Source organism: Cupriavidus sp. KB_39 (assembly GCF_052114485.1).
Lineage (GTDB): Bacteria > Pseudomonadota > Gammaproteobacteria > Burkholderiales > Burkholderiaceae > Cupriavidus.
On the sequence record NZ_JBFREV010000022.1, the window covers coordinates 1 to 13,146 of the forward strand.

Annotated in this window: 13 protein-coding genes; 8 read left to right on the top strand and 5 right to left on the bottom strand. The window is 68.1% G+C overall.

From position 1 onward, the window contains the following. Positions 1-144: 144 nt before the first annotated feature. On the bottom strand, positions 145-894 hold the full coding sequence (locus tag AB4Z27_RS17255; protein ID WP_092294125.1) for an SDR family NAD(P)-dependent oxidoreductase: 750 nt from the start codon (positions 892-894) through the stop codon (positions 145-147). Between the two features lie 106 nt (positions 895-1,000). On the opposite strand from AB4Z27_RS17255, the gene AB4Z27_RS17260 reads away from it, so the two are divergent. Continuing rightward, positions 1,001-1,909: a LysR family transcriptional regulator gene (locus AB4Z27_RS17260; protein WP_092294123.1), complete on the top strand. Its 909-nt coding sequence runs from the start codon at positions 1,001-1,003 to the stop codon at positions 1,907-1,909. Here AB4Z27_RS17260 and AB4Z27_RS17265 read toward each other — a convergent pair. Continuing rightward, positions 1,869-2,882, bottom strand: coding sequence for a LysR family transcriptional regulator (locus AB4Z27_RS17265; RefSeq protein ID WP_092294121.1), 1,014 nt, complete (start codon positions 2,880-2,882; stop codon positions 1,869-1,871). The two genes, AB4Z27_RS17260 and AB4Z27_RS17265, sit on opposite strands and share 41 nt — an antisense overlap. Before the next feature lie 215 nt (positions 2,883-3,097). Here AB4Z27_RS17265 and AB4Z27_RS17270 point away from each other — a divergent pair, with 215 nt between their 5' ends. Next, the gene (locus AB4Z27_RS17270; RefSeq protein WP_441644884.1) at positions 3,098-4,801 is read left to right on the top strand and encodes an FAD-dependent oxidoreductase; all 1,704 of its coding nucleotides are present in this window, start codon (positions 3,098-3,100) and stop codon (positions 4,799-4,801) included. 67 nt (positions 4,802-4,868) lie between these two features. On the opposite strand, the gene AB4Z27_RS17275 is transcribed toward AB4Z27_RS17270, so the two are convergent. Then, a complete protein-coding gene (locus AB4Z27_RS17275; protein WP_092294117.1) occupies positions 4,869-5,483 on the bottom strand; it encodes a flavodoxin family protein in 615 nt (204 codons plus the stop codon). Between the two features lie 286 nt (positions 5,484-5,769). Here AB4Z27_RS17275 and AB4Z27_RS17280 point away from each other — a divergent pair, with 286 nt between their 5' ends. The 6 genes from AB4Z27_RS17280 to AB4Z27_RS17305 all read left to right on the top strand — a co-directional run bounded on the left by AB4Z27_RS17280 (position 5,770) and on the right by AB4Z27_RS17305 (position 11,083). Then, positions 5,770-6,342 (top strand): hypothetical protein, encoded by a 573-nt coding sequence (locus AB4Z27_RS17280; protein ID WP_441644885.1) that lies wholly within the window; start codon positions 5,770-5,772, stop codon positions 6,340-6,342. A gap of 4 nt (positions 6,343-6,346) precedes the next feature. Next, positions 6,347-7,318, top strand: coding sequence for a GlxA family transcriptional regulator (locus AB4Z27_RS17285; protein ID WP_255370791.1), 972 nt, complete (start codon positions 6,347-6,349; stop codon positions 7,316-7,318). Positions 7,319-7,466: 148 nt separating this feature from the next. Further along, positions 7,467-8,207, top strand: coding sequence for an SDR family oxidoreductase (locus AB4Z27_RS17290; RefSeq protein WP_441644886.1), 741 nt, complete (start codon positions 7,467-7,469; stop codon positions 8,205-8,207). Positions 8,208-8,226: 19 nt separating this feature from the next. Beyond that, complete coding sequence (locus tag AB4Z27_RS17295; RefSeq protein WP_092294108.1) at positions 8,227-8,727, top strand: Ohr family peroxiredoxin; 501 nt, start codon at positions 8,227-8,229, stop codon at positions 8,725-8,727. A gap of 217 nt (positions 8,728-8,944) precedes the next feature. Then, the gene (locus tag AB4Z27_RS17300) at positions 8,945-10,150 is read left to right on the top strand and encodes an NAD(P)/FAD-dependent oxidoreductase (RefSeq protein WP_441591208.1); all 1,206 of its coding nucleotides are present in this window, start codon (positions 8,945-8,947) and stop codon (positions 10,148-10,150) included. A gap of 213 nt (positions 10,151-10,363) precedes the next feature. Beyond that, a complete protein-coding gene (locus AB4Z27_RS17305; RefSeq protein ID WP_255370790.1) occupies positions 10,364-11,083 on the top strand; it encodes a response regulator transcription factor in 720 nt (239 codons plus the stop codon). Position 11,084: 1 nt separating this feature from the next. Here AB4Z27_RS17305 and AB4Z27_RS17310 read toward each other — a convergent pair whose 3' ends face one another. Further along, a complete protein-coding gene (locus tag AB4Z27_RS17310) occupies positions 11,085-12,287 on the bottom strand; it encodes a DUF3734 domain-containing protein (RefSeq protein WP_441644887.1) in 1,203 nt (400 codons plus the stop codon). Positions 12,288-12,350: 63 nt separating this feature from the next. Beyond that, positions 12,351-13,133: a 3-hydroxybutyrate dehydrogenase gene (locus AB4Z27_RS17315; protein ID WP_441644888.1), complete on the bottom strand. Its 783-nt coding sequence runs from the start codon at positions 13,131-13,133 to the stop codon at positions 12,351-12,353. Positions 13,134-13,146: the final 13 nt, after the last annotated feature.

The window sequence follows — 13,146 nt, forward strand, 5'->3', positions numbered from 1 at the left end:
TGGGCGTGATGATCAGCCTCAGCGCGCCGGTGCCGTTCTTCGACATCTCGGTGAACCGTCCGCAGTAAGCACTACACCGCTGTACGCATGACAGAAGCCCGCCTTCCGGCGGGCTTCTTCGTTTCTGCGCCCGGATCAGCCGGCTCAGGTCAGCGAGATGCCGCCGTCCACGCGCAGGTTCACGCCGGTGATGAAGCTCCCGGCATTGCCTGCCAGCATCACGGCGGCCGATGCCACCTCGTCGGCGCGGCCCAGCCGGCCCAGCGGGATGGCGGCGGCCATGGCGGCCTCGAAGCCGGGGCGCTCGGCCGGGCCGACGCCCAGCTTGGCCAGGATCGGCGTCTCGGTCGGGCCCGGGCTGATCACGTTGACGCGAATGCCGCGTCCCTTGAACTCCAGCGCCCAGTTCCGCGCGAASGCTTCGATGGCGGCCTTGCTGCCGGCATAGACCGCGTGGCCGTCGAGCACCTTGCCGCTGGCAATCGAGCTGACCAGCAGCACCGCGCCGCCGTTGCGCAGCACCGGCGCAATCTTCTGCACGCCGAAGAACACCGCCCGGGTGTTGGTGGCGAAGTGGGTGTCGTACTCGTCGATGCCGACCTGTGCGGATTCGGTGATGATGTTCATCCCGGCGTTGGCCACGTAGATGTCGGCGCCGCCGAAGCGCTCGGCAACGAGGGCGGCCACGCGGTCGTGGGTGGCGAGATCGGCGATGTCGCCGGTCAGGCCGACTGCCTTCGCGCCCAGTTCGGCCACGGCGGCCTCCACGGCGTCGTTGCGGCGCCCGACGATCACCACATGGGCGCCCTGGTCGACGAATTGACGGGCGATGGCGAAACCGATGCCACTGTTGCCGCCGGTAACGACGGCGACCTTTCCTGCTAGCGTGTTCATATGCGTTCCTCGATAACCCTGATGGGTTTGCCTACGCATTTAGCCAGAGCGGGCCGGGGCCTCCCAGCCCTACAATAGACCCATCACTTGTGCCAACCTGTCATCAATGTCGATCGAACGCCTGCATGGCTTGTCCGCCTTCGTCCGCGCCGTGGAAGCGGGCTCGTTCACGGCCGCCGCGCGGCGGCTCGGCACCACGCCCTCGGCGGTGTCCAAGAGCATTGCGCGGCTGGAGGCGCGGCTGGGCGTGAAGCTGTTCCACCGCTCGACGCGCGCCTTCGAGCTGACCGACGAGGGGCAGGCCTACTACGGGCGCGTGGCGTCGCTGGTGCGGGGGCTGGAGGAGGCCGCCGAGGTGCTGGGCACCCCGTCCACGGCGGTGGGCACGCTGCGCATCAGCATGCCGAGCGACCTCGCGCGCTCGCTGCTGGGGCCGGTCACGGCGATCCTGATGCCGCGCCATCCCCGGCTGGCGCTGGAGGTCAGCGTCAGCGACCAGCATGTCGAYYTGATCCGTGAAGGCTTCGACCTGGCCCTGCGCGCCGGGCAGGTGGTCGACAGCGGCCTGTTCGCCAAGCCGCTGGCGGACCTGCCGCTGGTGCTGGTGGCCTCCCCGGACTATCTGGAGCGGCACGGCGTGCCACGCACGGTGGCGGATCTGGCCGCGCACCGGCACGTGCGCTACCGGCTGGCCGGGCAGGTGGTGCCGATCGCCTTTGCCGATGGGGCGCGCGTGCCGCTGGAAGGCGCGTTCGACTCGGACAGCGGCGAGGCGCTGCGCACCGCCGCCGTCAACGGGCTGGGCATCGCCCAGATCCTGCGCACGGCTGTGCAGGCCGATCTCGACGCCGACCGCCTGCGCGTGGTGCTACCCGATGTCGGCCTGCGGCCCGTGCCGCTGCAGGTGCTGCACAGCTTCGGGCGGCGCCTGCCCGCCCGCGCGAAGGTGTTCATCGACTTCGTCGCGGCGGCACTCAACCGATCGGCGCCGGGATCAGATCCGGCTCGGGGTTGAAGTCGGTCAGGCAGTTCAGCGCCTGCGCGCGGATCGCATCGGTCATGAAGTCGATAAACACGCGGATGCGCGTGGGCAGGTGCTGCCGGCTCAGGTAGCAGAGGTAGTGCCCGCGGTCGTCGGGCGCGTAGCGGCCCATCGCCACCACCAGTTGCCCGGCGGCCAGGGGCTCGGCGATCTGGTACCCGGCCAGCTGCGCGATGCCCCAGCCCTGCAGGACCGCATGCAGGACCAGGTCGGCGTCGTTGAACGTGAGCCGCGCGGTCGGCATGACCTTGCGCAGTTGCCCCTCCACCTTGAACTCCCATTCGAAGACCCGCCCGCTGGCAAAGCGGAAGTTGATGCAGGTATGCCGGCTCAGGTCTTCCAGCGCATCGGGCAGGCCGTGCCGCGCCACGTAGGCGGGCGACGCGCACAGCGCCATCTGCATCGGAATCAGCTGCTTGGCGATGATGCTGGAGTCCTCGATGCGCCCGTTGCGGAAGGCCACATCGACCTGCTCGGAGGCGAAGTCGGTGGGCCGGTCGTCGAGCAGCAATTCGATGGCGATCTCGGGATAGGCGGCCATGAATGGCTCCAGCAGCGGTGCCACCACCTTCCGGCCAAAGCCCACGGTGGCGCTGATGCGGATCATGCCGCGCGGCGGGCCTTCGCGCAGCTCCAGCATGTCGTTCATGGCCTCGACGATATGCGTGACGCCCTGATGACAATTCTCGAAAAAGCGCTGGCCCTCGCGTGTCAGCTGTGTGGTGCGCGTGGTACGCAGGAACAGCCGCGTGCTCAGCTGCGTCTCCAGCTTCTGCACGTTGCGGCTCACCGCCGAGCGGCCGATGCCGAGGCGCTCGCCGGCCTTGGCGAAGCTGCCCTCGCTGGCCACCGCCATGAAGGCCATGATGCCGGCGTAGCTCGCCGCAAAGCCCGTGGACAGCGCATCGGCGCGATTCGGGAGGCTGACGCGGAAGCCACGTTCCATGGCCTCCCCGGGCGCCAAGGGCGTCGCCGGGACGATCGATGCCACGCCTGCCGCCGGGTCCAATGTGTCGGATCGGTTCATTCCTGCTGTTCCCCAGTCGAAGCGGTTGCGGATCGATATACGTAAGTCGTACGGGAGTCGCCGAGTGCATGACTGAGTTTCCGGGGCCGGACTGCTACTCTGCAATCCAAGCCCACCTCACCCTCGAAAACGCCATGGACACCCTCCCGAACCCCCTCACTTCCGCCACCGCCGCTGGCGATGCGTCGGGAGAGCAACCGGGCGCTCCGGTCATTGCGYTTCATCGTCGGCAGATGTACCCGCACCTGACCGCCGCAGACATCGCCCGGATCGCGCCTTATGGCGCTGAACGGACCTGGCGTGCCGGCGAACTGGTGGTGCGCACCGGCGACCCGGCCAGCGGGCTGGTGCTGGTGGTGGAAGGGCGGGTGCGCATCGTCCAGCGTGACGGCATCGGCGACAGCACGCTGGTCACGGAACACGGCCCGGGCAACTTCCTGGCCGAGATCGGCCAGCTTTCCGGCATGCCGGAACTGGTGGACGGCATCGCCATGGAGGATGTGCGCGCCATCGTCGTGCGCCCGGCCTGCCTGCGCTCCCTGATGGTGGCGGAGGCGGTGCTCGGCGAACTGATCATGCAGGCGCTGATCCTGCGCCGCACGGCGATGATCCAGCGCGGGCGCGGCCCGTCGCTGGTCGGCCACGGCAGCGACGYCGCCATGGTCGAACTCCAGGCCTTGCTGCGCCGCAACAATTACCCCTACTCGGTGTTCGATCTCGACACCGACGAGGACGCCGCCGGCATGCTGCGCAAGTTCGACGCCCACGAGGCCGACCTCCCGCTGATGATCTGCCCCAACGGCACGGTGCTGCGCCGCCCCGATACCACGCAGGTGCTGGCCTGCCTCGGCTTGCTGCCCGAACTCGACAAGGACCGCGTCTACGACGTCGGCATCATCGGCGCCGGCCCGGCGGGACTCGCCGCCGCCGTCTACGCGGCGTCCGAAGGCCTGCGCGTGATCGTGCTGGACGCCCTCTCGCCCGGCGGGCAGGCGGGCGCCAGCGCGCGCATCGAGAACTACCTCGGCTTTCCGGCGGGCATCTCGGGCCACACGCTGACCGCCAATGCCTACGCCCAGGCGCAGAAGTTCGGCGCGCATATCGCGAGCCCCGTCGAAGTCGCCCGGCTGGACTGCGGCACGGTGCACAAGGTGCGCACCAAGGCCGGTGATACGGTGCGCGCGCGCACGATGATCATCGCCAGCGGCGCCGCCTACCGTCGCCCGCCGATCCCGAACCGGGCGATGTTCGAGGGCCGGGGACTCTATTACTGGGCATCGCCGGTGGAAGCCAAGCTCTGCGCCAGCCAGGAAGTGGTGCTGGTGGGCGGCGGCAACTCGGCCGGCCAGGCCGCCGTGTTCCTCGGCGCGCACGCCGCGCACGTGCATATCGTGATCCGGGGGGCGAGCCTCGAACAGAGCATGTCCCGGTACCTGATCGACCGCATCGCCGCGCAGCCCAACATCACCGTCCATGCGCATACCGAAGTGACGAACCTGAGCGGCGACGCCCGGCTCACCGGCGTGGTACTCCGCAACCGCGAGACGGGTGTGGAAGAGAAGAAAGCGATTCAGCATGTGTTCCTGTTCACCGGCGCCGACCCGAATACGGCATGGCTGGGCGGTTGCCAGGTGGGCCTGGATCAGAAGGGCTTCGTGCTGACAGGCACCCTGGCAGGGCAGCCGACCAACACGCTGGAAACCTGCGTGCCGGGCATCTTCGCCATCGGCGATGTGAGGTCCGGATCGACCAAGCGCGTGGCCACCGCCGTGGGCGAAGGGGCTGTGGTCGTCTCGCAGATTCACGGCTACCTGGCTGCCGCGCAGGAAGCGGCCTGAGCGTGCCCACCTRAGGGTGCCCACCTAGGGCACCCACCCGGAGCCGGTGCGCGGGCCGCCGCGGGGATTACGCCGCCAGCGACAGCTTGGCCAGCTCGGCCCGGCCGGCCGCCAGTTGCAGGGCCACACGCGCCACGCGCGCACCCAGGTAGGCTGAAGTCTTGAGGTCCGCCGCGGTGGCGCCGTCATCGGCGCAGACATCCGCATCGCTCTGGGCCGCCGCGCCAAGGAAGTAGCCATGACGATTCATGCTGTCCTCGGTGGAGCCGGAGTGGTTGTGGCCGGGCGGCAGGCCCAGGTTGACCCAGTGCATGCCGAGCTGCGCGGCGTAAATCGCCAGTTGCTGCAGCGTGTTCAGCTTGTCACCGGAGCGCGAGGCCGCGTTGGTGAAACCGGCGGCCACCTTGTCTTTCCAGGCGCCGGTGGCGAACACGGTTTGCGACGAGGCGTCCATGAACGCCTTGAACTGYGCGGAGGCGCTACCCATATAGGTGGGCGTGCCGAAGATGACCGCGTCGACCGATTCCAGGTCCTTCCAGTGCGCGTCGACGTCTTCCACGGGAATCAGCACGCTCCTTACCCCCATGACACTGGCGGCGCCCGCGTGCACGGCTTCCGCCTGTCGGCGCGTGTGACCATACCCACTGTGGTACACCACCGCGACGCGTACTGCATTGTTCATGCTTGCTTCTCACTAAAGACTTCGATGCCGGCCGGTTTTTCGGCCTGTTCTGGACTTGCTTCGATGGTAATTAGGGGCCAATGTGACGTAAATGACAGCGTTCCCATAATTCCTGCCAAGCTGCCCGCCGCGTTCGGCACGTACCGGGCATCGGCCGGGCGATTGGTGCGTACGGGGAAACTTCGTGGCCGCGCCAGGTGTCTTGTTCACCATCCCGCGCCTGACTAGACTCGCTCTGACAGTGTCCCGATCCAGCCTGCGCCAGCGTGGGCCCCCCGACTCCCCGATGAGACAAGACCCGTATCGCGTGCCAACGGCTGTGCTGCCGACCCTGCTGCGCCGAATTCCCGCCGTGCAGCACACGCAGTCCCTGGGTGACGCGCTGCGGATCCTGGCCCAGCATCCCACCGCCAGCGCGGTGGCCGTGCTGAGGGGGGAGGTGCCGGTGGGGGTGATCTGCCGCGAGCTGATTGGCGAYGTGGTGCGGCTGCCGTGCTACCGGGGCTGGATCCATCGYGAACACTGCGTGCAGTTCGTCTCGCACGCGCCGCACCGGCTCTGCATCGATGCCACGGTCATCGAGCTGGCGCGGGCACTGAYGCCGACGCTGCACCGGCACCCGGCGGACCCGCTGGTCGTGACCCGGGACGGTGCCTACCTCGGCATGGTCGAACGCCCTGCGCTGATGCAGGCCGTGATCGATCTGCGCCACGTGCCGCCGGGTCCGCCGGGTCCACCAGGCAGCCCGACATCCGCCGGTCACGGTCTTGCGCCAGATTGTCCGCAAGACTTAACATCCACCGATTTCAGCGCTACCAGCCATGGGCCAGACACCTACGCCGTACGCAGGGAACATTGAACAGATGCCACGCAATATTCTTTTCGTGGTCTATCCCGAAGTGAGCCTGCTCGACCTGGCCGGACCGCAAACCGTGTTCTGGGCCGCTTCCCGCTACGCGCACGAGCACGGGCTGGCGGGCTACCGTTGTCATACCGCCAGCCTGGATGGGGGCGCCGTACCGTCGGCGGAAGGCACGATGCTGCAGGTCGAGTCGCTGGAGACGTTCGATCTGCGCCTTGTCGACACGGTGATCGTGCCGGGCTCCCCGAAGATCATCGACGTAGCCCAGCATTCCGCGTCGCTGATCGCCTGGCTGCACGACGCGCCGTGCAAGGTGCGGCGCGTGGCGTCCGTGTGCACCGGCGCCTTCCTGCTGGGCTTCGCCGGCCTGCTCGACGGCAAGCGTGCCACCACCCACTGGGCGATGCGCGACCGCTTCCACGAGCTGTTTCCCAGCGTGGACCTGGACGCCGACGCCATCTTCGTGCAACAGCAGCATCTCTGGACCTCGGCCGGCGTCACCACCGGCATCGACCTCGCGCTCGCCATGGTGGAGGCCGACTACGGCCACGAGGTGGCGCTGAACACCGCCAAGGAACTCGCGGTGTACATGAAGCGGCCCGGCGCGCAACCGCAACTGAGCGAGATGCTGATCACGCAGAGCCGGCAGGTGCCGGTGTTCGAGTCGCTCCATATGTGGATCGTGCAAAACCTGTCCCGGGCCGAGCTTTCCGTCGAGCAGCTGGCCGACTATGTCGGCATGAGCCCGCGCAACTTCGCACGGGTCTACAAGCAGAAGACCGGCCGCACGCCGGCCAAGGGCGTGGAGCTGTTCCGGCTCGAAGCCGCCCGGCGGGCGCTCCAGGACCAGAACCGGGCCATCGACCAGATTGCCAACGAATGCGGCTTCGGCAGCGAGGAGCGCATGCGCGTGACCTTCCAGCGCCACTTCGGCCTCTCCCCCAGCGAATACCGCCTGCAGGTGAACCGCTAGCCTTCTTTTTGTACGTCTCCTTGTGATTGGTGCGAAACAGGAAACACCGTGCGCTTGGCGTCGGTCTGGCGCCACGCGCCGCCGGTGTCTAGCATGAGGGTGAATTCATCCCCCCTCGGCAACGCAGCACTCAGCAAGGAGAAGCATCATGAAGATTGTGGTCATTGGCGGAACCGGCCTCATTGGCACGAAGGTCGTGGCGCGTCTCGTCGCGCAAGGGCATGACGTGGTGGCGGCCTCGCCGAAGTCGGGCGTCAACGCGCTGACCGGCGAAGGGCTGGACAAGGCGCTGGCCGGTGCCAAGGTGGTGGTGGACGTGGCGAACTCGCCSTCGTTCRCCGACGACGCGGTGCTGCACTTCTTCGAGACGTCCGGCCGCAACCTGGCCGCCGCCGAGAAGGCCGCCGGGGTCGCCCATCATGTGGCGTTGTCGGTGGTCGGCACGGACAAGCTCGCGCAGAGCGGCTATTTCCGCGGCAAGATCGCCCAGGAAGCGCTGATCCGGGGCGCCGGCATCCCCTACACCATCGTCCGCTCCACGCAGTTCCTCGAATTCCTCGGCGCCATCGTCCAGTCGGCGGGAGACAGCGACACGCTGCGCATCACGCCCGCGCTGATCCAGCCGATTGCCTCGGATGACGTGGCAGACGCCGTGGCGGACGCCGCCCTGGCCGCGCCGGTCAACGGCATCGTCGACATCGCCGGCCCGGAGCGTTTCCAGATGAGCGACCTCGTACAGCGCTACCTCAAGGCCACCGGCGCTACCAAGACCGCCGTGGCGGATCCGGACGCGCGCTACTTCGGCGCCGAACTCCAGGAGGGCACGCTGGTGCCGGAAGGGGAGGCGCGGCTCGGCCACATCAGCTTCAGCGACTGGATGCATCGATAACAACCAGCCGGGAGACACGATGGATAACGAGAGGCTGGAACCTCCACCGCTGACGCTGCTCGACCGATACCGGGGCCAGGGCTTCACCGCGCTGTATACGACCACCGTCACGGTATCGGGCGGCACGGCGGAGCACGGCCGTGCATCCGGGGTGGCGAGATCCGATGACGGCAATCTGATGCTGGACCTGCGGCTGCCCGCCGCGCTGGGCGGCCCGGGCAGCGGCACCAATCCCGAGCAGCTCTTCGCGGCGGGCTTTGCCGCCTGCTTCCACGGCGCGCTGAGCCTGATCGCGAAGCGCGCGCACGTCGATGTCGCAGCAATGACCGTGGCCGTCGAGGTCGCGTTCGGGCGCGACCCCGCCGATGGCGCCTACGCGCTGATCGCGGACGTCCGCATCCGCATGCCGGGTGTGGAACGGCACGTGGCCGAGGAGCTTGTGCGCAATACCGAGCGCATGTGCCCCTACGCCAAGATGGCCCGCGAGGGCATGCGAAGCGTCATCGCCATCGCCCACTGAGTACACCCTCGATTGGTGCCTGCGCGGCAACAGCGTGCGTACCGTGGCGGTACTTCCGGTCCACCGCCCCTCCACCTACGATTCATCCCAAGCAGGACGGCAACCAAGCCGCACCGCCGCAGTGTCCCCGCACTGCAGCGGTGCCCTGCCCTCCCGTAGGTATCCCATCGCTGCCGTGCCCGGCGGCACCCCTGGCTGAGATAAAGAGGAAACGACCATGAAACAAAGGATTCTGATTGTGGGCGGCGGCTTCGCCGGCGTCTGGTCCGCACTCGGTGCGGCGCGTGTCGTGGACATGGAGCGCAACGCGGACACCGTGGTCGAGATCACGCTGGTRTCGCCCAAGGCCGAGCTGCACGTGCGCCCCCGCCTGCATGAAGCCCAGCCTGAGCAGATGGCCGTGCCCCTGCTGCCGCTGCTGAACGCGGTCAACGTGAAGTTCATCGAAGGCACCGTCGACCGGATTCACCCGGGCGACCGCAGCGTCGATGTGACCACCACCTCCGGCGACACGCAGTCGGTCAGCTATGACCGCCTGGTGCTGACCAGCGGCAGCCGCCTGTTCCGTCCGCCCCTGCCGGGCCTGACCGAGCATGCCTTCGCGGTGGACCAGATCGACGAGGCCGTGAAGCTGCGCGAGCACCTGCAGGGCCTGGCCGCGCGCCCGAGCACGGCCTCCCGCAATACCTTCGTGGTGGTCGGCGGCGGCTTCACCGGCCTGGAAGTGGCGACCGAGCTGCCCGAGCGCCTGCGCGCCATCTTCGGCAAGGACTACCAGCCGCGCATCGTGGTCGTGGAGCGTAACGAGGCCATCGGCCCCGACCTCGGCCCGGGCCCGCGTCCGCAGATTCTGGAAGCGCTGGACCAGCTWCGCATCGAAACCCGCCTGGGTGCCGGTGTGGTGTCGATGGACGCCACCGGCGTGGTCACGGCCACCGGCGAGCGCATCGACACCGACACCATCATCTGGACCGGCGGCATGGTGGCCAGCACGCTGACCAAGCAGGTGTCCCCGAACCTGGACCGCCAGGGCCGCATGGACGTGACGCCTGACCTCCGCGTGATCGGCGCCAAGGACGTCTTCGGCGCCGGCGACGTGGTGCGCGCGCTCACCGACGACCAGGACCACTACTCGCTGATGTCCTGCCAGCACGCGCTGTTCATGGGCCGCTTTGCCGGCCACAACGTGGCCGCCGACCTGCTGGGCCTGCCGACGCTCGACTACAGCCAGCCGTTCTACGCCACCTGCCTGGACCTGGGCAGCTGGGGCGCGGTCTACACCGAAGGCTGGGACCGTCAGGTCAAGCTGACGCACGCCGAAGGCAAGGAACGCAAGATGATGATCAACACCCAGTGGATCTACCCGCCCGCGCCAGTGCGCGAGCAGGCGCTGGCCGCCGGGAACCCGAACATCACGTTCTAAGCCGTCCCGCTTCTCTCCATCCTGTCTCCTCCATCCCGTTTGACCGACGGCTTCCTCCTCCGGGGCCGTCGGTTCTTTTTTTGTCGTCCGTATCCGGGGCGATTGGTGCGGACTTGGAAACGCGGCCTCCCGGGCATGCGTCTTGTTGGCTGCCGTCTGCCTGCCTAGACTTCCAGCAACTGAAATTGTTGTCTGCAAGACCCGGAGCCCATCGTGAAATCCCTGCCACCGAAGTCCCCTCACGGCTGCGCCCCCCTCGAACCGCTGATCTACATCGTCGATGACGACCCCGGCATGAACGACGCCCTGGCGAACCTGCTGCGCTCCGTCGGCATGCGCTCGCGTTCCTTCCTCACGGCGGAAGAGTTCCTGGCGGTGAAAATCGACGACTCGCCCAGTTGCGTGGTGCTCGACGTGCGCCTGCGGGTGGCCAACGGGCTGGAGGTGCAGCGCGAGATGAACCAGCGCGGCATGTGCCTGCCGGTGGTCTTCATCACCGGCTATGGCGATATCGAGATGTCGGTGCGGGCGATGAAGGCCGGCGCGGTGGACTTCCTGACCAAGCCGTTCCGGGACCAGGATTTCCTCGACGCGGTGTCGGCGGCAATTGCCGTCGATCGCACCAAGCGTCACGCGCTGCAATGCGGCGACGACCTGCGCGCCCGTTATGCCACGCTCAGCGAGCGCGAGCGGGAAGTGATGACGCTGGCCGCCTCGGGCCTGATGAACAAGCAGATTGCCGGGAAGATGGGGATCAGCGAGGTCACCATCAAGATCCATCGCGCCCGGGCCATGCGCAAGATGGCAGCGCGCACCTTCGCCGATTTGGTGAAGATGGCGCTGGAACTCGGCCTGTGCCCGCCACGCGGGGCCAGCCCGGCCGCGCCGCGCCCGGGAGATGGCGCGGCCCAGCCGGCGGCGATGGGTTACTGAGTTACTGAGCGTCCTCGGCCTCTTGCCGATGGATGTCGTGCGTCACGAACGGTTCCTCATGCGTGGGCATGGCCAGCCATYCCGGACGGCTCAGCGTGTCGCGGATATCGTCCAACCCGCTGGTCCAGTGTTCCCGCATCGTCAGCGGCCCGAACTGGAAGTCCTTCGCACTGCCTTCGAACGATTTATCGCGGTAAATCAGCTGGATCACGTTGCGGCGCGCATCGCAGGCGCTTGCCGCCGCGCGCAGGTAGGCCTCGGTCTGGCGGCGCGCCGGGGGCACCAGCGCCAGCACGTCGTTGAGCAGGCGGCGGAAGTTCTGCTGCTCGCTCATCGAGTCGGTAATGAGGCGCGTGCGGCTGGAATACTGCACGTCCTTCTGGCGCGTGGCCACCGCCATCAGGTCTTCCGGTAGCGCGCCCTGGGCGCTCCACAGGTCCACCTGGAAGATCAGCGCGTTGCGGCGCGGCTTGGCCTGCAGGATGGCCGACAGCGGGGTATTGGAGACCAGGCCGCCGTCCCAGTAGTACTCGCCGTCGATCTCCACGGCCGGAAAGCCGGGCGGGAGCGCGCCGGAGGCCATGAAGTGCTCGGCGCGCAGCGTGATCTGGGTATTGTCGAAATAGACGAAGTTGCCCGTGCGCACGTTCACGGCGCCCACCGACACGCGCATGTCGGCATGGCGGTTGATGCGGTCGAAGTCGGCAAAGCGCTCCAGCGTGGCCTTCAGCGGCGAGGTGTCGTAGTAGCTCGCGCTGTGGGCGCCCGGCGTGCGCCACACGCGCGGCGAGAAGAAGCCGCGCTGGCCCTCGACCAGTGCGCGTGCGGCCTCGATGCCATCGAACCAGATGCGCAGCGGGTCTGGCCAGTGCTGGGCGCTGTCGGCAATCGTCTCGTACGGGAACAGGCTGGGCAGCCAGGGCTGCCGGCAGATATGGGCCCAGAACTCGCGCAGCCGCGTCACCCGGTGCTCGGGGGCGTTGCCGGCGATGATGGCCGCATTCAGCGCGCCGATGGAGATGCCCGCCACCCAGTTCGGCGCGATGCCGGCCTCGGCCAGCCCTTCGTAGACGCCCGCCTGATAGGAGCCCAGCGCGCCGCCGCCTTGCAGCACCAGCGCCCGCACGGCATAGCCGCGATCCACTTCGATTCTTGCCCGCGCGGCGCCGGAGCTGCCCTGCAGGGGTTGCTTCTCGAGAAACATGTCTTCTCCTCGCCTCGGTTGGCGTGTGGCGCCCCGGGGTTTCCCACGGGGCGCCCGTCGCCCTTACTGCATGTACCAGCCGTGGCTGACCACGAACGACTGCCCGGTCAGCGCGGTGGAGGGGAAGGCGCACAGGAACAGCGCCGTCTCGGCCACGTCCTCCACGGTGGTGAACACGCCATCCACGGTGCCGCCCAACATCACGCGGCGCACCACCTCTTCCTCGCTGATGCCCAGCTCGCGCGCCTGCTCCGGAATCTGCTTGTCCACCAGCGGCGTGCGCACGAAGCCGGGGCAGATCACGTGCGAGCGCACGTTGTGCTCGCCGCCTTCCTTGGCCACCACGCGCGCCAGGCCCAGCAGCCCGTGCTTGGCGGCCACGTAGGCGCACTTCAGCGGGGAAGCYTCGTGCGAATGGACCGAGCCCATGTAGATCACCGTACCGCCCCGGTTGTCGCGGTACATGTGCTTAAGCGCCGCGCGCGTGGTCAGGAAGGCGCCGTCGAGGTGGATGGCCTGCATGCGCTTCCAGTCCGCGAAGCTGTATTCGTGGATCGGGGCGACGATCTGGATGCCGGCGTTGGAGATCAGGATGTCCACGCCGCCGAAGCGCTCCGCCACCGCCGCCGTGGCGGACTCGACGGCATCCTCGTTGGTCACGTCCATGGCCACGCCCATGGCCAGGCCGCCAGCGGCCCCGATCTCGGCCGCGACCTTGTTGGCGGCGTCCGCGTTGAGATCGGCCACGGCTACGGCCGCGCCCTCACGGGCCAACGTTTCTGCGATGGCCTTGCCGATGCCGCTTGCCGCGCCGGTCACGATGGCCGATTTGCCTTGGAGCTTCATGTTTGTTTCTCCG

Excerpts from the sequence above, each read along its gene's own strand:
- AB4Z27_RS17265 (WP_092294121.1), bottom strand. The coding sequence starts at position 2,882 with ATGGAACGTGGCTTCCGCGTCAGCCTCCCGAATCGCGCCGATGCGCTG.
- AB4Z27_RS17285 (WP_255370791.1), top strand. The coding sequence starts at position 6,347 with ATGCCACGCAATATTCTTTTCGTGGTCTATCCCGAAGTGAGCCTGCTC.
- AB4Z27_RS17295 (WP_092294108.1), top strand. The coding sequence starts at position 8,227 with ATGGATAACGAGAGGCTGGAACCTCCACCGCTGACGCTGCTCGACCGA.